This window comes from Psychrobacter jeotgali, assembly GCF_904846315.1.
Lineage (GTDB): Bacteria > Pseudomonadota > Gammaproteobacteria > Pseudomonadales > Moraxellaceae > Psychrobacter > Psychrobacter jeotgali.
Genome location: NZ_CAJHAF010000001.1, coordinates 634613 through 655805, shown reverse-complemented (window position 1 = coordinate 655805; position 21193 = coordinate 634613). Strand labels below are relative to the sequence as shown.

Below are 21193 nucleotides of genomic sequence, written 5' to 3'. Positions count from 1 at the left end.
GCGGTTAATAAATAAGGGATAAAGGGTTATAAAAACTGAGCGTTTAACGTTTAACTGTCTCTTGCTAAGCTCTGTAACATTTACACCTCATAGCCGACTAGGAAGACCAGACTGATTTATCATGATGGGCCATAATACTTGAGAAATCTTTATCACCATGCTCAACACTGTGCTGTTGATAAAGCTCCGTAGCTTTACTTCCCATCGGCGTTTCTGCTCCGATCGCTTTTGCAGTCTCCATGGCAAGATTAAGATCCTTTTGCATCAGATCCGTCATAAAGCCGCCTTTATAACCGTGACTTGAGGGTACATTGTCCATAACTTGCGGATAAGGGTTATAGACCTCCAGCGTCCAGTTGCGTCCAGAGCTTTGTAGCATAATCTCCGACAACACTTTGGCATCAAGACCGTTTTTGACTCCGAGATTGATAGCTTCGGCTGTGCCTGCCATCAAAATACCTAGTAGCATGTTGTTGCATATTTTGGCGACTTGACCCGCACCATGTTCGCCAGCATGAAAGATATTCTTGCCCATAACCGCCAGTATCGGTTTGGCTTTTGCAAAAGCTTGCTCTTCACCGCCCACGATAAAAGTTAGGCTACCAGCGACTGCACCGCCCGTACCACCTGAAACTGGCGCATCTAAAAAATCAATGCCCATCTTATTGGCGGTATCAGCCACTACCCGAGCATCAGCGGCGGCAATGGTACTACTATCAATCACCAGCGTGCCTTTAGGTAAGGATAATAATAAACCCTTTGAGCCGCTATCGCCCAGATAAACAGAATGGACATGCTTGCCAGCCGGTAGCATACTGATAACGACTTGAGCGTTGGTGGCAGCTGATAGAGGGCTATCAGCGACGGTGGCGCCTGCGTTTTGTAGACGCTTAAGAGCGTCAGCGGATAGATCGTATACCGATAACGGATAGCCCGCCTTCAGTAAATTTTCGGCCATGGGCGCACCCATGTTACCGAGTCCAATGAATGCAATATTTGGTTTTGTCGCCTGATTATCGCTATGTTTAGTTGGGCTCATCTCATCGCTCCTTGATGATTTTAGGTAAATTTTTTATTATAAAAAGCTTTATTTATACAAGCTTAGAAATTTTAAAGCGTTTAAAGGTTTAAAACTAGCTTAGTTGTTGGGCGGCAAGCGCATCAGCGCCTAACCAGTCCTTTAATGGATGCTCGCCAGCACTATAAGGGCTTTCAAAATGCTGTTGAATATAACTGCGTCCCTCCGGCGTCAAGCATTCTGCTAAAGAGCGTGACCACTCGGGATTCTTATCTTTGTCAATTAGTAACGCCCGTACGCCTTCCTTAAAGTCGGGATTAGCGGCGCAGTGCACGGCCACGTTAAGCTCTAAATATAGTACCTGCTCTATCGATAGGTCAGTCACTTTATGATAAAGGCTATGCGTTAAAGCGGCTGTAACCGGACAACCTTGACGATAAGTCGCTAGCGCTCGCTGTGTCCAGCTATCGGCGGCAAAATCAGCATCGAGCTCACTTAGTGCTTCATCATCACGCAACAAGGCATCAATATCAGCTAACCCACCAGTATTCATTAAACGCTGAATCGGTTGCCAATATAAAGCCAGCTTACTGGCGGGAAGCTCTGCAATAGTTGACGAATGCGCCGCCAACGCACGACTCGTAATACTATAAGCACTTTCACTATAGCTAGTATCAAACATCACTTGCCAATCAATTTGAGTCAGGCGCTGCAAAATAGCCTCGTAATCAGCGCTGGCGACGCCATATTCAGCCAAATTGGCTAATAGCGCATCGTTAGCATTACAGTGGGCGCCTGTTAGACCTAAGAATAGACCAGTATCGGCGGGCATCCGCTGCAAGAACCAACTACCAGAGGCGTCAGGGAATAAGCCAATGGTAATCTCAGGCATCGCAAAACGGGTGCGCTCGGTGACGATACGATGACTACAGGCGGCCATCAGTCCCATACCGCCGCCCATAATGATGCCATCGCCCCAAAGTATTAAAGGTTTGGGATAAAAGTGCATTTGCCGATAAAGGCGATACTCGTGACTAAAGAACTCTGTGGCATAAGGGTTGGGCATTGGTGCATCGGCAGACATACTGTCATAAAGCTTACGGATATCGCCGCCTGCACAAAACGCCTTATCCCCTGCACCTTTTAATAATATCGCTACTACATCTGGATCCGATTGCCACTGCTCAAGTTGATTTGATAATAACTGACACATCTCTACACTGAGCGCGTTTAAGGACTTGGGCGTGTTCAACGTCATAATCCCAATCAAATGCCCACAGTCGGTAGCTTCTGTATTGAAAAGTACCGGAGCTTGTGATGATGACTTAGTATCTGTATTTTGCGCTGTTGTCATAAAAGTGACCTATATAAAAGTGCTCATATAAAAATAGTTATGTGAAAGTGATCTATATAAAAATGAGCTGAACTAAAAACTTTATACTATAAAAAATGCCAAGCGGTTAACAAATTATTTATTCTGCCAGTTAGGACTACGCTTCTCTAAAAAGGCTTGAACGCCCTCACGCTGATCCTTGGTATCGAATAGTTTGACAAAATCTTCACGCTCGTTGATCAGGTTTTGGGCAGGCGGGGTATGTCTAGCCGCTTGAATCAACTGCTTAGAATAGCTAACGGCGACTGGCGACTGCTTGGCGGCTTTTTGTGCCAAGGCTTGAGCGCTCTCTAAACCTTTGCCCTTTTCGACCACTTCTTCGACCAAACCGATACGTAGCGCAGTGGCGGCATCGATGCGCTCACCGCACAATATCATGCGCTTTGCCCAGCCCTCACCGACTAATAAAGGTAGGTTTTGAGTGCCGCCAGCGCAAGGCAATAGACCTACGCCAGTCTCAGGCAGTGCCATCTGCGCATGGTCTTCTGCAATACGGATGTCACAAGCGAGCGCACACTCAAGACCGCCACCCATCGCATAGCCATTAATAACGGCAATACTGACTCCGCGATAATTGGATAACGCTTCAAAAGCCTCACCAAAAGCAATCGCCATACTAACCGCCCGGCCTTTGTCGCCATCGGCAAAGTTATTAAGATCTGCCCCTGCAGAAAAGAACTTTTCACCATCACCGTGAATAATGAGCGCATACACTTCATCGTTGGCATTTAGGTCAGTAACCAGTTGCTTGAGTGCGGGCAGGCTGTCCATCGTCCACGTATGGGCTGGCGGATTTTGCAGCGTTACCGTCGCAATATGACCATCAATGGTCAGTTTTAGATTGGTATAATCTGTCATAAATAATCCTTTATTTTTATGATATTTTTTAATTTACTATTAAAGGGTCCGTGCCTTTTAACGTAATTGGCTTAACGCTTCGTCTTGTAGCATCTGGCGTGAGACAATGACTCGCATAATCTCATTGGTACCCTCAAGTATTTGATGCACGCGCAAATCACGGACATGACGCTCAAGTGGATACTCGTTTAAATAGCCATAACCGCCGTGCAATTGTAGAGCCTGATTGGCAATATCAAAACTAAGATCCGTCGATAAACGCTTGGCCATCGCACAATAAACCGAGGCTTGCGGGTCATTATTGTCCACTTTACTGGCCGCTAAATATAGGATCTGACGAGCAGCGATAGTTTGGGTCAGCATATCAGCCAGTTTAAACTGTACCGACTGAAAGTTAGCGATTGGATTGCCAAATTGGCTGCGCTCTTTCACGTAATTGGTCGCCGTTTCAAGCGCCGCTTGCGCCGTTCCTACCGCACAAATACCGATATTGATACGTCCGCCATCTAGCCCTTTCATTGCCATGCTAAAGCCTTGACCTTCCTCGCCTAAGCGATTAGCTACAGGTACTTTGACATTATTAAAGCTGATTGTACGTGTTGGCTGAGCTTTCCAGCCCATTTTTTGCTCATTCTTACCGTATTCAATACCGTCGCTATGCGCATCGACCACTAATGCCGAAACTCCTTTGGGTCCAGCGCCGCCGGTACGCGCCATCACTACCAATACGTCGGTCGAGCCTGCACCTGAGATAAAGGTTTTTTCGCCATTTAACACATAATAGTCGCCTTGCTTGTCAGCTTTAGTCCGCAGGGAGGCGGCATCGGAGCCGGCATTGGGCTCAGTTAGGCAATAACTACCGAGCCACTCGCCGCTAACCATGTTGGGCAAATACTGCTGACACAAAGCATCGCTACCATATTCGCCAACCATCCAAGCGACCATGTTATGAATGCTCATATAAGCTGCGACTGAGGTATCGCCCCAAGCCAGCTCTTCGAACACAATAGCGGAGTCCAAGCGCGGTAATCCTAAGCCATCGTATTCTGGATTGGTATATAAGCCCAAAAACCCAAGCTCACCTGACTTTTTGATGACATCAACAGGAAAGTGAGACTCTCGATCCCATTCAGCAGCGTTAGGTTTAAGCTCTTTTTTGGCGAACTGTCTGGCGGTTTGCCCAAAGGCAATTTGATCTTCCGTTAATGAAAAATCCATGAGGTCATCCTTGTACTTAATAGTGCAGCTATAATGAATTCAAAATACGGTTAGTTCAAAACAATAATTATAGGTATAACTTTCAAACCAACCGACTATATTACAAATTATGATTATAAATTATGAATTTTACATTGAAATGGTGGTGTTTACTTTACCACGGCTCGCTTCGTCATCAAACCAGCGTGCGGTAACGGTTTTGGTTTGGGTATAAAATTGTACCGCTTGCTTGCCATAAGGGCCAAGATCTCCAAGTTTACTGGCACGTGAGCCTGAGAACGAGAACATTGGTAATGGCACTGGAATAGGCAGATTGATACCGATTTGACCGACCATAATATCCTGCTGGAATTTGTGCGCGGCAGCTCCCGACTGGGTAAAGATAGCCGTACCATTGCCGTTTGGATTGGCATTCACAATGTCGATAGCCTCGCCTAAGCTCTCAGCACGCATGATACACAGTACCGGACCAAAGATTTCTTGCTGATAGATTTGCATATCGCTGGTGACATTATCAAAGATAGTTGGACCGACAAAGTTACCTTTTTCAAACCCTTCAACCGTAATGCCGCGGCCATCTAATAATAAACTCGCGCCCTCATCGACACCGGTGCCAATTAAATGCTCAACGCGAGCTTTGGCTTGCGGCGAGATCAGTGGCCCTAAATCTTTATCATTTTTGCCCGCTGAGACCACTAAACCTTCTGCTTTAGACTTAATCTCGTCGATCCAATCTCCAGCTTCACCTACTAATATCACTACTGATAGCGCCATGCAGCGCTGACCGGCGGCGCCAAAAGCTGCGCCCGCTAACTGATTCAAGGTTTGCTCTTTGTTGGCATCTGGCAGGATTACGGCGTGGTTTTTGGCACCCATCATACATTGGGCGCGTTTGCCCGATTGGCTAGCACGCTCATAAACGTGTTGGCCGACCTTGGTAGAGCCGACAAAAGAAACCGCCTTAATATCGGGATGATCACAGATCGCATCAACGGTTGCTTTACCACCGTGTACCACATTGAGCACGCCTTCAGGAACGCCCGCCTCGACAGCCAGCTCTACCAAACGCATGGTGACCATCGGATCTTGCTCGGAGGGTTTTAGGACAAAGGTGTTGCCGGTAGCGATTGCCATCGGGAACATCCATAGCGGAATCATCGCCGGAAAGTTAAAGGGAGTGATACCCGCACAGACGCCAAGTGGCTGCCAAATACTATAAGTATCAACATTGGAGGCGACGTTTTCAACGAAATCGCCCATTTGTAGATTAGCAATACCGGCGGCGTGCTCAACCACTTCTAAGCCACGAAACACATCACCGCGCGCATCAGCAATGGTTTTACCTTGCTCGGCAGTTAAGATTTCAGCCAGCTCGTCCATGTGTTCACGGATAAGCGCTTGATACTTCAAAAAGATACGGGCGCGGGTAGTAATGGGTGTTTTGCGCCAAGTTTGAAAGGCGGCTTGGGCGCTAGCAACGGCTTGATTGATTTCATCATCGGTGGTTTGCGGGACTTTGGCGATGACTTCTTGGGTAGCAGGATCGGTGATATCAATCCATTCGCTGGTATTAGAATCACTAAACTGACCATTGATAAGCTGCTGAACGTGGTGCATAAGATGTCCTTATCTTGTTTGCATGACTGCCATTCAAGGCGTCATTTATTGGGGTATGAAGATTTCTGTTTAGCTATTTATAAGCATGTTAATCAAAATGATTTAATTCGTATCGTTATTGACTATAGCAATAATGTGATTTTGCGGTCAAGGGCTTTATTAATAATCCTTCATAGACTGCTTGACCGCATCAATCGCTGGTGGATTATCTAAAGTCGACATATCACCTGTAGGCTGATTTTCTGCCAAAGCTCGAATCGCACGGCGCAAGATTTTACCAGAGCGAGTTTTTGGCAAAGCTTGCGGGAAATATACGGCGGCTGGACGGGCAATACCGCCAAGCGACTTGACCACGGCTCCAATAATTTGCTGCTCAAGACGAAAGCGGTTTTCAGTAGTTTTTACTTGTTCATGATCTCGCAGTACACAAAAGGCGATAGGTAACTCGCCTTTTAGCTCATCTTGAATACCGACAACCGCAGATTCTATAATCTCTGGGTGGGTGCTGATCGCCTCTTCAATCTCTTGCGTACCTATTCGATGACCAGCGACATTAATAACATCATCGGTGCGACCAAGAATATAAAAATAGCCCTCTTCATCGGTCACTGCATAGTCTGAGGTCGAATATTGCTTGCCATCGAACAGTTTAAAATAGCTACTGATAAAACGCTCGTCGTTACGCCATACCGTGGTTAGTGCGCCGGGCGGCAGCGGTGCACTAATAGCCAGCAGTCCCTTTTCGTTAGCCGCGCAGGGCTCTCTGGTTTCTTCATTAATAACATGCGCATCATAACCATACATCGGATAGCCGGGCGAGCCTTGTTTGTGTGGTTTGTGATTGAATTTGGGCGTATGACTTAAGATAGGCCAGCCGGTTTCTGTTTGCCAATAATGATCTAAAATCGGCACGCCTAAATGCTCGGTTAACCAATTAGCGGTAGATTCATCAAGCGGCTCTCCGGCCAAAAAGAATGACTTAAGGCTGGAGACATCGTAGCGAGTCATCCAAGTCTCGTCTTGTTTTTTGAGCATCCGCACACCCGTTGGGGCAGTGAACAAAATATTAACTTTATTGGCCTCAACGATTCGCCACCAAATCCCCGGATTAGGACGGTGCGGTAAGCCCTCATACATGACGCTGGTCATGCCAGCCAGCAGCGGGGCATAGATAGTATAAGAATGTCCAGCAGCCCAGCCAATGTCTGATATGGTCCAAAAGGTCTCGCCTGCCTTGCCATCATAGATATAATCAATCGAGGTAGTGAGCGCCACCGCATGACCACCGGTATCGCGCTGCACGCCTTTGGGTGTACCTGTGGTGCCTGAGGTATAAAGCAGGTAGGACGGTGCATTTGACTCTAGCCATACCGGCTCAACAATGGCATTGGCATCACAGCTTTGGCGACGCTCGGTGGCATAATCAACATCTATCTCCTGCGCTTTAAAGGGCAAAATACCGCGATTAACCACCAGTACGTGCTCTGGCTTTTTGGTCGCTTGTTCGACCCCTTGATTGACTAGATTCTTATAATTAATCACTTTACCGCCGCGCAAACCGGCGTCGACAGTGATAAGCATTTTGGCCTCGGCATCATCCATACGAATCGCTAAGTTGTGCGCCGCAAAACCGCCAAATACCACCGAATGGATGGCACCGATACGCGCACAGGCCAGCATCGCATAGGCCGCTTCCAGTATCATCGGCATATAGATAATGACGCGGTCGCCCTTGCCCACGCCATGACGCTGCAGAACATCGGCAAAATAATTGACCTCTTTATACAGATCATTGTAAGTCAGGCGGCGCTTGGTATAATCAGTATAAAACTCAACCTTGTTACCTAAATCATCGAAGGCATCAGCAACAGCTGGAAAGGTCTCAATCAGCTCTTGATTAATCTCTGAGGATAGCCAAATGTAGGCATCCTGCTCAGCACGATCTGCCAGATGACGATCAACGCAGTTATAGCATAAATTGGTTTCGCCGCCGACGAACCATTTAGCAAAAGGTAGATTACTATCATCAAGGATTTTATCGGGCTGCTTATGCCAATAGATGCGCTGAGCCTGCTCGCCCCAAAACTGCTCACGATCATTGATAGAAGCTTGATAGATATCCGCAAAAGTGGCGTTTTGATTAGCAATTGCTGAGTTTGAAGAGGTGGGGTTAGAAGCTGAGTTGGAGGTTTGCTTGCTCATAATGGCTATCCTTAGCATCGAGTGTTTTTAGTATTAAAAATCTTAGTATTGAGAGTTTAGTATTAAGAATATAATAATCAAACTTTTGCTGTCCCTAGCAAAATAAAAAAATAAAAACCGATACGTTATGTATCGGTTTAATACGTATCGGTTAAAATGTAGCAGAGCTATCGATAAAGGTCAACAGTTAACCCTGCAAACTGCCTAATTCTTATACACCAGTTTGGTCAGCATACATCTCGCGCATAACCTTTTTATCGTGTTTGCCAACTGAGGTCTTAGGCAAGTCATCAACGAATTTGTAATCATTGGGCACGCCATATTTAGGAATAAGACCGCGAGTCACTGCCTGCTCAGCAATAGCCTTGATATCATCAGCTTGGGTATCTTGACAATCAGGTTTGAGAACAATGAGAGCTAATGGACGTTCACCCCACTTTTTATCCTGCACACCAATGACTGAGACATCAGATACCGCTGGGTGCAAGGATAAAATGGTTTCAATCTCAAGCGATGATATCCACTCGCCGCCGGATTTGATCACGTCTTTTAAGCGATCGGTAATCTTGATATAGCCGTCTTTTTGTATGTAGGCAATATCTTGAGTATGCATATAGCCATTTTCCCACAGCTCTTTGCCCGCATCATCGTTTTTCAGATAACTTTGGGTCAACCAGGGCGCCCGCAATACCAGCTCGCCAGTGTGCTCTTTGCCAGTACCGACAGGTTCGTTGTTTTCACTCCATACTTGCGCATCGACCATCAATACTGGTCTGCCCGTCATACAGCGGCGGGTTATATCCTCTTCCTCAGTCAATTCAGGCTCATTCAAACTAAAGTCAGTCAGACTAATCAGCGGCGCAGTTTCGGACATACCGTAACCGGTATAGACCTCGATACCTTGTGCTAGTGCCGCTTTGGCTAAGCCCTCCGTTAGCTTTGAGCCACCAATAATCATTTTTAGCCCATTGAAGCTAGCATCACGACTTTGGGCCTCGCCGAGTACCATTTGCAATATAGTCGGTACACAGTGGGTGATACTGACCTTTTCATCAATAATCAAATCAAGCAAACTATCGGGTGCATAACGACCCGGATATACCTGTTTGAGACCGGTCATAGTGGCGGTAAACGGGAAACCCCAAGCATGCACATGGAACATCGGCGTCATCGGCATATAGACATCACCGTAGCTGACGCCTTGCTTGTTCGGCAGCATCCCAAGTGACGCCGCCTCTGCCATAGTATGTAGCACCAGTTGACGATGGCTAAAGAACACCCCTTTTGGATCACCGGTGGTACCTGAAGTATAAAAAGTAGTGGCAATAGTATTTTCATCAAAATCCGGAAAATCAAAAGTGTCAGCAGCAGCTTCTAATAAAGTCTCATACTCACCCACTACTCGGCTTTGGCTCTCACCAAACACCCCTTCTACCGTCACCCCATCGTCGTCCAGCCAAATAATATGTTCAATACTAGAGTTCTCAAACTGATAGTCCTTGACCATAGGTGCAAATTCAGAATTGAGCATCAAGACTTTGGGTCTGGCATGATTAATGGTATAAAGCACCTTTTCAGGGGACAGACGAATATTGACCGTTTGCAGAATATACTGCGACATCGGTACGGCAAAATAGGACTCAAGATAACGATGGCTGTCCCAATCCATGACCGCTACTACATCGCCAGCAGCAAGATTTAGGTCAGCTAACACATTAGCTAGACGGTTAATGCGGGCAAATAAATCCGTATAAGTGAAGCGCTTTTTGTCCGCATAAACAATCTCTTGCTCTTGTGAGACCACTTTGGCACGGTTTAACAGCTGCTTGATAATAAGCGGATACTCATACGCTGAAGGGGCGCTACTATAGATGTTTGACATAAAAGAACTTCCTTGTGGATGGTTTGATATTATTTTGATTGGCTTGATATTTAATAATACTTGTAGGGGCGTAGGGTGAATTAGTTTTTCAAACTCTCATAGAGAGTGCTGATAAAATGTAACCCACCATTTTAAATGTTAATTATGAGATGTCGGTGGATTACGCATCGCTAACCCAGCCTTCAATTTTTTCTTGTTATACCTCTATTGATAGTAGAAAAAAATGAGCGTCATGTAAAGCATAAGCACGTACTCACTTAGTACCAAATAGTCAAAGATAAAAATACTCTAAATAAAAAATATTTTAAGCCGTACGTGCTTTAGTTTTTATCATGCCAAAACCCGCTATTAATAGAGCCAATACTTGTACGAATAATAACAGCCAAACCGTCAGCGTCCACTCCCCTTGCGCATAGGCTAAGCCGCACAGCCACGCTCCCATCGTTCCGCCAGCATAATAGCCCATATAATATAAGCCAGAAGCTAATGAGCGTCCTTTTTTAACATTGACTGCGATATAACTAATGGTAGCAGATTGAGTGATAAATACCCCTGACGACATGATAGCCAACCCCGCAATAATGCCCCATAGCGGCGTTACTAAAGTTAATAGTACTCCAACCATAGATATTACCACCGCTACTCGGACTGTTCTCGCCGAGCCAAAGCGGCGGAGCAAAGTTGTCGATAACGGCGTAATAATCACCCCAATCAGATAAACAGCAAAGATATTAGCCAATGCTCCAGTGCCGAGGTTATAAGGGGTCTTGGCGAGGTGTAAATTAATAAAAGTAAAACAGCCAACCAAAGAAAACAATACGCAAGCGCCCAGCAGACAAGCTGTGACTACATAACGATTGGTCAGATGCTCGCCTAGTGTTTGCAGCGCTGAACGAAAATTAGGATTGGCCTCAAAGCAGCGTGATGCTGGCAAGGTCTTGCTTACCCACAACGCTCCTATCAGTGTAATAGCTGCCATCACATAATAGCCATGCCTCCAGCCCATAAACTCATGCAAATGGCCCAGCAAAAACCGCCCCATAAAACCGCCCAGCACCGAGCCTGACACATAAAAGGACATCAGCTCAGTCACTGCTCGCCCCTCAAACTCCTCACCAATATAGGCGATAGTTACCACTGTAATACCAGGCACCGACAGCCCTTGCATAAAGCGCCATATCCCCATCCATTCAATACTAGGGCTTTGAGCAATCAGCGCGGTGGGAATGGCTAAAAATAATAGCGCTCCAACGATAAAAGACTTACGACCAACCGCATCAGAGATCATCCCCAAAAATGGCGACATAATTGCAATTGCCATTACCGTTGCACCGACGACCATCCCCGCTTGGACTTCAGTGGCGGATAAATCCATCATCAATACCGGTAGCACCGCCTGTACAGAATACACCTGCAAAAAGGCAAACATACCGATAAGGCCAATAGTTAATTTTAAAACCCATGATGGAGAGTCTATCTGCGGCGACGGCTGTGGCGATAGTTTTTGAGTGTTATCAATAGTATTATTCACAAGGACACTGATTAGGTTGGACGCCGCAGCCATGATGACTGACCGCAACTTAAAGGATGAAAACAGGCCTTATTATGCCTGCACTTATTTTAATGATCGTATTTATTTTATAGAGCAAGTCGGTCATGATATCACAATGAAAGAGGTGCTCAGAGTGCCAAATAAGAAGAATTAATGGACTGGCTGTTTTATTGAAAACTGTATATAGTCAATCCTAAATAGAACTGGCACATGTCATGATATGTGCTGCTGGTATCAATTTTGCGCAGCCTCTGTCGGCGTAGGCACAGCACGCAAGTAAAATTGATACCAGCAGCACTGTACCTATTTTAAAGTGTGTTAACTCTAGTAGGCTTAGAGATTTGACCGCTGATATATTGATACTTATCATACTGAAACTTATTATCTGTTCAACAGCCGTCCATTTGCTCTCAAAGAAAATGAACCAAAAACAACATAACCCCCTTATAAAAGATCGTTGCTCATGACTCATAATCGTTTTTTTTCAAAAGCAGCAGGCGCTCTAGGACCTCTTACGCTTTCTATGAGTGTTTTTTGTGTAAACGCTATAGCTGCTGACCACCCTGCTAAAACTGCATTAAGCACCGCGACCAATGGAACCCATGGAACCGTATTATCGTCATCGCTATCTACCGCCGACTGTATTCCTGATACGGTAATTGATGCTACTACCCTTGCAGATACGCAAGCTAACGGCCCTTTTTCAGTAACAGCTAAGCCCGTTCCACGGCAAGCAGCTAGCGGTTTTGGCGGTGGTACTATCTTTTATCCAAACCATACCGAAGGCTGCGGCCTTTTAGGTGGTATCGCTGTTATTCCAGGTTATGTCTCTTATGAGAACTCTATAAAATGGTGGGGGCCGCGCTTGGCTTCTTGGGGCTTTGTAGTCATCACTATCAACACCAATTCCATCTACGATAATCCCGATAGCCGAGCCACTCAGTTAAGTGCCGCCCTTGATCACATCTTTACTGACAGCACCGTTGGCAATATGGTAGATCGCAATCGTTTAGGCGTTATCGGTTGGTCGATGGGCGGCGGCGGTGCCCTTAGGTTAGCCACTGACCGTCGTGACATCCGGGCTATTATGCCGCTAGCGCCCTATCACGATAAAGGCTATGAGGAAGTAAAAACCCCCACTTTAGTTATTGCTTGTGAACATGATCGTATTGCCTCCAATAAAAAATACACCAATATCTTCTATGACAAACTGACCGGTCCAAAAATGAAAGTTGAGGTCAACAATGCTAGCCACTTTTGTCCAAGCTACCGTTTTAATGAGAAACTATTAAGCAAACCCGGCATCGCATGGATGCAGCGCTATATTAATGATGACACCCGCTTCGATAAGTTTTTATGCGCTAATGAAAATTATAGCGACAGCCCCCGTTTCTCAGCTTATGATTATGCCAATTGCTGATAAATACCCTACAAGTCACAAACGTTGTGTAACGTTTATGGTTTTATTTTTGGGTTATTATCCATAGTCAATTTACTGTAATAAACAATTTAGGTTAACAAACAATAATTACTAAGGAATAATAAAATGTCAGATAAGATATATGACCTAGGAGCAGGTTTTTGGAATATACGCGGTGATTTTCGTATCGGCGGCGTTATCAATATCGGCACTCAATGCTCGCTGGTACAGTTAGAGTCAGGAAAGTTTATATTTTTGGACAGCTATACTTTAACTGGCGAAGTAAAAGAGCAAGTCATGGCGCTAACCAATGACGGTCAAGATGTCGAGGCGGTACTTAACGTGCATCCCTTTCATACCATACACTGCGCGCAAATGGCAAAGGACTTCCCAGAAGCGACCTTTTATGGCAGCAGCCGTCACCAACAGCAAGTGCCAGAGGTGGATTGGAGCGACGACTTGGTTGAGAGTGATGCAGTAGCTGAGCGCTATCCTGAGCTTGAATTTTCGATGTCAGAAGGTATTCACTACATCTCGCCTAATGATAAGATTCATGCCGGTTCGCTATTGGTATACCATCCCGCCAGTAGAAGCTTGCATGTCGATGATACCTTTATGAGTCCTCCGGCAAAGGTACTAGAAGCAGTATTACCCGAGCTGCTATTGCACCCCACTACCAAACAAGCGCTCAAAGATGAGCCTGATGCAGGCAAGCAATACTGCGACTGGGCAACCAAAATTGCCCACCAGTGGCGTGACACTCATAACTTCTGTGCGGCCCATTCTAGTTTAGTTAAATTTGAGATTGGCGGCTTTGAAAAAGCTTTATTAAAAGCTGTAGAAAAGGCGCGTCCAAAACTTGAAAAGGCGTCGTAATAAAAAAATCTAGGTGCTCGATAATCTAACAAGCTACCTTCACAAAATTTTAGTGAAGGTAGCTTTTTTTGAGGAACATTAAAAACCTTCCTAAACTTAAGCGCATTATTTGCTTGATAATTATTGCTAAATATTTGTCATTCTGTTAAAACTTATTACTATTATTAAAAACGCTGATAGTAGAGTTTAACTTTTTAATAAATTAAAGAGAAACCTTCTTATACATGAATTCAATAAACGGATTTAGTCATCAAATTATTTCACCATAAAAGGATTTTTATATGCATCGTCATTATTTAATAACCGCTATTACTGCTGTAAGTCTGATAGGTTTAAGTGCTTGCTCTAACACTTATAAAGTTGCCAATGAGAGAGCTACCACTAAACCTATTATCATTGAGCAATCTAATGAAGCAGATAATCATGCGGGTTGGTCTTATAGTGGTGATACAGGGCCTGAATACTGGGGAGATGTCGAAGGTGCAAGTAGCTGTAAGATTGGTCAAGAACAGTCGCCTATTAACATAGCTAGGGTCACTGCTAGCGCTAAAGACGCACCCGCTTTCAATTATAGCCAAGCAGCAAATTTGCGTATCACTGATAACGGTCATACCGTGGTCTACACGCCCGCCACTTCAAACAACCATATCACTATCGATAACGAACGCTTTGAGCTAAAACAGTTTCATTACCACACCCCAAGCGAGCACCAATTTGGTGGGCAGAATTATCCTGCTGAAGTACATTTCGTGCATGCTAATAGCGCCGGTAATCTAGCCGTTGTCGGGCTTATGTTAGAACAAGGGGCGGCTAACGGTATCATGCGTATATTGCTCAATGGCACCCAGCTAAGTAGTGAGAACCAAGTCGAGTTCACGGCTAACAAGGTTAATTTATCAGCATTAGTCCCTACTATGCCTACTTTTTATCACTATAAAGGCTCGCTTACTACCCCGCCTTGTTCAGAGCAAGTACAATGGTATGTGGTGAAACAGCCATTAGCGCTTGCTAGTGACCAATTGGCTATCATGACTGACTTGTACCAAGGTAATAATCGTCCTATCCAGCCCCAAGGTTCACGTACAGTAGAGCAAGTGAGCAAATAAAAGTCCGAAGTCATAAAACATTAAGCTCAGAATTAGCTACCATTTATAGCTAATTCTGAGCTTTTTATTAATAATATGAAACGAATTATCTAAATAGATTTTGCATAATTCTATACCACCAATAAGCCGGCAAGCTCTTCTTCATTATTAACAATATCGGCTAAGGTATAACGCTCAAGGACGCTGATAAAAGCAGTTAATGCCTCAAAAAACACCTGTTTTAAATGACAAGCTGGACTAATAACACAGCCTACTTTAGAGATCTCCGCTGATTCAGCGATTAATGTAATAGGGAAACCTTTAGTATGAGCCATAGCAGCAGAGTTATCGTTATCTGTCTCTTCACTAGGCAACTGGGTGGCAAAACATTCTACTAAAGCAAAGTCGGGCTCAACCTGCTTAATCAACACCCCTAAATTGATATCTTTTGGCGCACACGCCAGCCGGATACCACCATTTTTGCCCCGTACACTCTCAATATAACCAAGCTTAGCAAGTTGATGAATAATTTTGGTTAAGTGACTTTTTGAAATATTATAGCTATCAGCAATATCACTGATATTAGCCAGCTCATACCTTTCTGGTTTGACAGCCAAATACATCAATGAGCGTAGTGCATAATCACTATAATTAGTTAAGCGCATTTAATAATGCTCCTGTTTTCTTTATTTTTTGCAAAAGCTTAATAAGGCTCTATAGCCAATCCCAAATAAAACTGAAATATTTAGCCACGTGCTACTGAGTTGTAACTTTTTAAAGTGACTCAGCTCTATTAGCCAAACAAACCATCAGGTCTATCACGTGCCAACATCGGCAGATAACTGATACAGAATAACACAAAGCAAGCAATCCATGCCCCTTGAGCAATCATAATCCACCATAGGTAATGACTCATATCAACCATCGGTAATAATACTCGGCTAACGAAAACCAATACCATTAATATAAACATAATATTTACAGTTTTAGGCGGTTCATGAATACTGCGGCCAGTATGCCCAAGTGATACCCGTGCCATCATAGACACGGTCATCATGCCAACTCCAGAAATAGCTAATGCGTGCATCGCTATACTGTGCGCAAAGCCAAACCACGGCTGTAAGGCATACAATAAAAAGCTCAAACACATACCCAAAAAGGCGATAAAGAGCGACCATAATAAGGGTCTTTGCCAGATACCGCGGTGATACCAGCCCGCTAAGCGTACGATATTAACGACAGCCACCCCAAGGGCGGTAATGGTTAGCAGATACTTATTTGGATAAAATAAATCCACGATAAAAAACGCTAAGAAAAAAGCCAAACTAGCAACATCTTGCACCTTACTGTTACGCACTTTGATCGCTTCTGCTGTTTTAGGGTCTGCGCCGTGACTCAAGCCGCGTTCAATAAAAAAGGGAACGACCCGGCGACCAATGGTCAATACTAAGCCAATAATTATATAAAAGCCCAAATATATTCCTATTCGAGTTAAGTTCATATCATTACTGAAGACGCCCCAATAGCACAGTGCATTGCCCAACGTTAATAAAGCCAGCTTGGATAGGATACCCATTTGCTTATACTGCTTGACTTGCAATACCGCTTGAAATATTACCCAAGAAGTTATACCGATAAATAACATGTCAAAAATAGCGGCGCCATATATTAGCCAAGCGCTCTGACCTACCCCAAAATCCCAGCCCAAACCAAAGGCTAGCCAACCCATACGTGCCAGTAGCCAACACATAAATATGCCCAATAGCTTATAGCCATGCGGCATCATGACGCCAGTCCAAGTCTTGACAGCCGTCAATAAAAACCCTGCCACAATTGCTAACGCATAACCATAGATCATCTCATGACCATGCCAATACAGCGGATTGACGAGTTGGGCGTCAATGCTGGTGTGCCCAGTATATATAAAGGACCATAACACCATGACTATCACTGAGAATAGAGCGGCACCACTAAAGAAAACTCGAAAGCCTAAGTTAAGAATTGGATGTGGAGAGCTTGGAGATTTAGTAGGGAGATTGATTGATTGCATAGCGATCTTCTTAAATTTATTTTATCGTCTTAGGACAAGTTAACTAAGAACTTTAAATAATAACCATAAAGATTCATTTTAAATGAATATTATAGATAATACAATGCTTATACCTTGTCTAGCCATTATGTACTGTTAATAGGTCAAATATTTATAAAAAGTACTTATAAAAAAATCAGCAAGAGTACCGTCCATTTTAGATAAAAAAAGCTACCAATACGGTAGCTTTTGTTGAGCTTTCAATATCAATTATTTCATAATTGGATGGCAGCTACGATTAAAGAGATAATCACAATCAAGGTGACATACTTTCTAACCTTAAAATACTGAGCACTGATAATATTGGCCTGATTCAAACTATAATCAATCATTAATAGGACTAAAAAACCCACTACCAATAGCCAAAGAAAACCCTCTTTCGATAAGCTTAAAAATCCAAGCCATAAAAGAATAGCAACAATATTACTGTAGATGGGTAGCTTGAGCGCCCAAGGGTTACTATCCGCCAGACTCAAATGATTACCCCAATGTGCCCCTGCCATAAACGAAACAATTACTAAACCATAAGCGGATAAAATCTCAGCGGTGGTACCCAGTGCTATTACAGCATCGATACCTATAGTAATAAGGATAGCGCAGACGACAAAAGGAATGGCGCCAGCAAAGGTTAAATAAGGACTTGGTTTTTTCATTATTTAAAACTCATCATTTAAAATTTTTGTTAATTACTTCTCAATTAGCGGCTTTACACCCCTACTTTACGACCACCATTTATCTCTAAAGTTATCATAACAATCTTGTAGCTAGCAGCTTTTCAAGATTGGCTGACTAATCTATCATTATGTCATCTCTAGCAATAACGCTTACAGCTAATAATCCTTAAACAAATAACCCCTACATAAAGAAGGGGTAAGTATTTCGCTTAAATTTAGAGTGTCACTATAATGTTTTAGTTTACTGCATACAGTATAAGGCATGTTAAATATGAGCTAACCTCCTTTATTGTTGTTATTCTAACGACAAACATTGACTCAAGTTCAGTGGACTGCTTAAATAGCTTACCTCTAGGAGAATATTATGACTGAAGAAAATACCCCGGCTGCAAGACGTAAGATTATCAATAGATTTTTAATCAGATTGACCAAAGAAGCCCCGCAGATGTACTATGCTCCGACTTCAGAGATTGCTCGTAGCATTCATACGATGATAAAAGAGAATACTAATCGCTTAACGGTAGAAGAGCAGGCCTCGGTTAGAAAAATAACCATAGAGGAGATTGAAGCCTTACTTGGTTTTCACGAGAGATAGGGTTAAGCAAACAACCTAAGCTCAATTGATCTAGATAAAACCGTAAAAAGACCGCTCCATTATGAGCGGTCTTTAAGGTATGGACTTTTAAAATAAAAATTACGTCGCATTCGCAGTTGAATTATGAGAGTTAAATAGCTCTAGAATGCTAGAATTCTTAAAACGCATAATCGCGCGGTTTATGCTGATAAGAAACCCAATGAACACGGGTCATCTCTTCTAACACCCATTCGCCATTAAAACGGCCAATACCAGAGTTTTTCTCACCACCAAAGGGCGCATTACTTTCATCATTGACGGTGATATCATTGATATGGGTCATACCCGCTCTGATACCACGGGCGAAGCGCAAGCCTTTTTCCATATCCGCCGTGAATACGGAGCTTGATAAACCATATTCAGTATCGTTAGCGAGCTCAAGCGCCTCAGCCTCATCTTTGGCGCGGATGATACCCACCAAGGGCCCAAAGATTTCTTTACGGAATAACTCCATATCAGCGGTAACGTCAGTAAAGATATGCGGTGGTACCACTTGCCCTTCAATCTCACCACTTAATAGCATTTTTGCGCCTTGTTGCTGCGCTGTAGCGATTTTATCCTTTAAAGATTTGAGCTGTTTTTCATTAATAATCGGACCAATAGCCGTATCATCCGCGCTAGGATCTCCGAACTTCAAAGTTTTCACGTGCTGATGAAAACGCTCTACAAATTCATCATAAATCTCATCTTCAACGATGATACGGTTGATAGCGATACAGATTTGACCTTGATGTAAGAATTTGCCAAAGACCGCCGCTTTTACTGCATTATCGATATCTGCATCTTTGAGCACCACAAACGGGTTATTACCGCCCAGCTCTAATGCCAATTGCTTAATATAGTCACCGCTATGCGCAAGCTCGCCGATATGTTTGCCCACAGGAGTCGAACCGGTGAACGATATCAAGCTTGGGGTATCATGAGTGACAATCGCATCGCCTATCTCACTACCCGCACCCACTACTACGTTAAGTAAACCTTTTGGTAATCCTGCTTCTTCGAATATCTTCGCCAATAGTAAACCGCCGGTCACAGGGGTGTCGCTGGCAGGCTTGAGCACCACGGCATTACCTAATGCCAATGCTGGTGCGATAGAGCGCTGGGTCAAATGAAACGGAAAGTTCCACGGGCTAATAACAGCAATGACACCAATAGGCTCACGATAGACAAAATTCTCTTTGCCAGGCGTATTCGAAGGACGAATCTCACCGTGGAGACGATTAGGAAAACCTGCTGCCTCAAGAGTTATGGCGCGCGCTGTACTCCACTCTACTGTCGCCTTGATACGGGTACTGCCCGATTCTTTAATCAGCCAGTCGACAATTTCATCTTGGCGTTTATCAAGAATCTCGACCACTTTATACAATAGCCCTGCACGCTCTGCTGGCAGCTTTTGTGCCCATTGTTTCTGCGCTGCTGTCGCCGCTTTATAAGCCTCATCAAGCTGGGTTGCTGTCGCTTGCTGAATTTCAACCAAGGTATCGCCATTATAGGGATTGGTATTGGTATTGACGCTATCGTCCTGACCAGCTTGCCACGAGCCGGCAATATATTGCAGATGAAAATCACTGTAAGTATTATTTGTTATATCAGTCATAAATTATCCTTTTTGCTATTTTTTTAGGTCAGTAAATAGTTATTATTCTATAATCGTCAGTCGTATTATTGAGTTAAGTCTAAACCCAACTTGCTAGACGACTGGTCTAATGCTATCATAACTGCAGTAAAAACGAGAATTATTTACCAAGCCGTATTGTTGAAAAAACGTAACTTGCCACTTATAACCCGCTTTTATTGGAGATTCTAATAGATCTTTGGAAACCCTAATTAGCGTACTTTTTTCAATATGACTGCTTTTGATATAGGTGCTTTTAAAATACCTATTTTTAAAATAACTGTAAAAATGCAAGCCCTACTGCAGCGATAATACTTTGTTTAACCATTTATTTTATACCTATAAGTCAGGAGAATATAACCTTTATGTCTGTTACTACTACAGCTAATAACACTACTAATAAAACAGCTGCCCCACTAGATACTAAAGAGCATTTGCTAGCCATAGGTTATCAGCTTATCGCCCAAAAAGGCTTTACCGCGGTCGGTATCAAACAAATACTCGATACTGCAGGCGTGCCTAAAGGCTCGTTCTATCATTACTTTGCCTCAAAAGAAGCCTTTGGGGAAGCCATCATCAATCATTATTTTGGCAATTATAAAAACCGGCTCAACGCTATTGGATCACAAGATGATAGCGCACAGCAAAAGCTCTACGATTATTTCCAAAACTGGTACGACACTCAGCAAAATGGCTGCGATCATGAAAAGTGCTTGGTGGTAAAGCTAAGCGCTGAAGTCGCTGATATATCTGAGCCTATGCGTATAGCATTACATGCAGGCTATCAACAAACTATAGAATGGCTAGCAGTGCAGATCAAAGCAGGCTGGGCGGATGGATCTGTACCTCATCCTGACAATATTGCTGCAGAAAGTATGGCTAAGCGTTGGTACTTTGCGTGGCTTGGTGCTAGTTTAATTGCCAAGATCAGCCAGACCAACACCCCGCTTGCTGAAGTTTGGCAGATGACTACCACCCAAATGGGGCGTTAGCTTTAGAAAGATTTAAACTTATTGCAAAACCAATACTAGATGATAAAAGCCTTAAAGTAGAAATAATA

17 protein-coding genes are annotated in these 21193 nt (G+C 43.8%); 5 read left to right on the top strand and 12 right to left on the bottom strand.

Features of this window, described 5'->3' with window-relative positions; genetic code table 11:
- Window positions 1–97: 97 nt before the first annotated feature.
- From mmsB to JMX18_RS02635, 8 genes are all read right to left on the bottom strand, one after another.
- Complete coding sequence (gene mmsB / locus JMX18_RS02670; protein ID WP_201583510.1) at window positions 98–1039, bottom strand: 3-hydroxyisobutyrate dehydrogenase; 942 nt, start codon at window positions 1037–1039, stop codon at window positions 98–100.
- A gap of 94 nt (window positions 1040–1133) precedes the next feature.
- Window positions 1134–2372: an enoyl-CoA hydratase/isomerase family protein gene (locus JMX18_RS02665; protein WP_201583502.1), complete on the bottom strand. Its 1239-nt coding sequence runs from the start codon at window positions 2370–2372 to the stop codon at window positions 1134–1136.
- A gap of 114 nt (window positions 2373–2486) precedes the next feature.
- Window positions 2487–3269 (bottom strand): enoyl-CoA hydratase, encoded by a 783-nt coding sequence (locus tag JMX18_RS02660; RefSeq protein ID WP_201583500.1) that lies wholly within the window; start codon window positions 3267–3269, stop codon window positions 2487–2489.
- A gap of 57 nt (window positions 3270–3326) precedes the next feature.
- On the bottom strand, window positions 3327–4487 hold the full coding sequence (locus tag JMX18_RS02655; RefSeq protein ID WP_201583498.1) for an acyl-CoA dehydrogenase family protein: 1161 nt from the start codon (window positions 4485–4487) through the stop codon (window positions 3327–3329).
- A gap of 129 nt (window positions 4488–4616) precedes the next feature.
- The gene (locus JMX18_RS02650) at window positions 4617–6104 is read right to left on the bottom strand and encodes a CoA-acylating methylmalonate-semialdehyde dehydrogenase (protein ID WP_201583496.1); all 1488 of its coding nucleotides are present in this window, start codon (window positions 6102–6104) and stop codon (window positions 4617–4619) included.
- 159 nt (window positions 6105–6263) lie between these two features.
- Window positions 6264–8306 carry a propionate--CoA ligase gene (locus JMX18_RS02645; RefSeq protein WP_201583494.1) on the bottom strand — a complete coding sequence of 681 codons (2043 nt, stop codon included), beginning with the start codon at window positions 8304–8306 and terminating at the stop codon, window positions 6264–6266.
- 211 nt (window positions 8307–8517) lie between these two features.
- Entirely contained in the window at window positions 8518–10188 is a 1671-nt protein-coding gene (locus JMX18_RS02640) for a fatty acid--CoA ligase (RefSeq protein ID WP_201583486.1), read from the bottom strand.
- 304 nt (window positions 10189–10492) lie between these two features.
- Window positions 10493–11752, bottom strand: coding sequence for an MFS transporter (locus JMX18_RS02635; RefSeq protein WP_265088808.1), 1260 nt, complete (start codon window positions 11750–11752; stop codon window positions 10493–10495).
- A 451-nt stretch (window positions 11753–12203) separates the two neighbouring features.
- On the opposite strand from JMX18_RS02635, the gene JMX18_RS02630 reads away from it, so the two are divergent.
- The 3 genes from JMX18_RS02630 (at window position 12204) to JMX18_RS02620 (ending at window position 15142) form a co-directional block, all read left to right on the top strand.
- A complete protein-coding gene (locus tag JMX18_RS02630; RefSeq protein ID WP_201583485.1) occupies window positions 12204–13160 on the top strand; it encodes a dienelactone hydrolase family protein in 957 nt (318 codons plus the stop codon).
- Window positions 13161–13286: 126 nt separating this feature from the next.
- Window positions 13287–14036 (top strand): hypothetical protein, encoded by a 750-nt coding sequence (locus JMX18_RS02625; RefSeq protein WP_201583484.1) that lies wholly within the window; start codon window positions 13287–13289, stop codon window positions 14034–14036.
- Window positions 14037–14317: 281 nt separating this feature from the next.
- Window positions 14318–15142, top strand: coding sequence for a carbonic anhydrase (locus tag JMX18_RS02620; RefSeq protein ID WP_201583483.1), 825 nt, complete (start codon window positions 14318–14320; stop codon window positions 15140–15142).
- Between the two features lie 110 nt (window positions 15143–15252).
- On the opposite strand, the gene JMX18_RS02615 is transcribed toward JMX18_RS02620, so the two are convergent.
- The 3 genes from JMX18_RS02615 to JMX18_RS02605 form a co-directional block, all read right to left on the bottom strand.
- Complete coding sequence (locus JMX18_RS02615) at window positions 15253–15786, bottom strand: Rrf2 family transcriptional regulator (RefSeq protein WP_201583482.1); 534 nt, start codon at window positions 15784–15786, stop codon at window positions 15253–15255.
- Between the two features lie 128 nt (window positions 15787–15914).
- On the bottom strand, window positions 15915–17171 hold the full coding sequence (locus tag JMX18_RS02610; RefSeq protein ID WP_201583481.1) for an NnrS family protein: 1257 nt from the start codon (window positions 17169–17171) through the stop codon (window positions 15915–15917).
- Between the two features lie 254 nt (window positions 17172–17425).
- A complete protein-coding gene (locus tag JMX18_RS02605; RefSeq protein ID WP_201583480.1) occupies window positions 17426–17863 on the bottom strand; it encodes a DUF3429 domain-containing protein in 438 nt (145 codons plus the stop codon).
- 385 nt (window positions 17864–18248) lie between these two features.
- On the opposite strand from JMX18_RS02605, the gene JMX18_RS02600 reads away from it, so the two are divergent.
- On the top strand, window positions 18249–18479 hold the full coding sequence (locus JMX18_RS02600; RefSeq protein WP_201583475.1) for a hypothetical protein: 231 nt from the start codon (window positions 18249–18251) through the stop codon (window positions 18477–18479).
- A 157-nt stretch (window positions 18480–18636) separates the two neighbouring features.
- On the opposite strand, the gene JMX18_RS02595 is transcribed toward JMX18_RS02600, so the two are convergent.
- Window positions 18637–20115 carry an aldehyde dehydrogenase family protein gene (locus tag JMX18_RS02595; protein WP_201583473.1) on the bottom strand — a complete coding sequence of 493 codons (1479 nt, stop codon included), beginning with the start codon at window positions 20113–20115 and terminating at the stop codon, window positions 18637–18639.
- Window positions 20116–20498: 383 nt separating this feature from the next.
- Here JMX18_RS02595 and JMX18_RS02590 point away from each other — a divergent pair, with 383 nt between their 5' ends.
- On the top strand, window positions 20499–21125 hold the full coding sequence (locus tag JMX18_RS02590; RefSeq protein ID WP_201583471.1) for a TetR/AcrR family transcriptional regulator: 627 nt from the start codon (window positions 20499–20501) through the stop codon (window positions 21123–21125).
- Window positions 21126–21193: the final 68 nt, after the last annotated feature.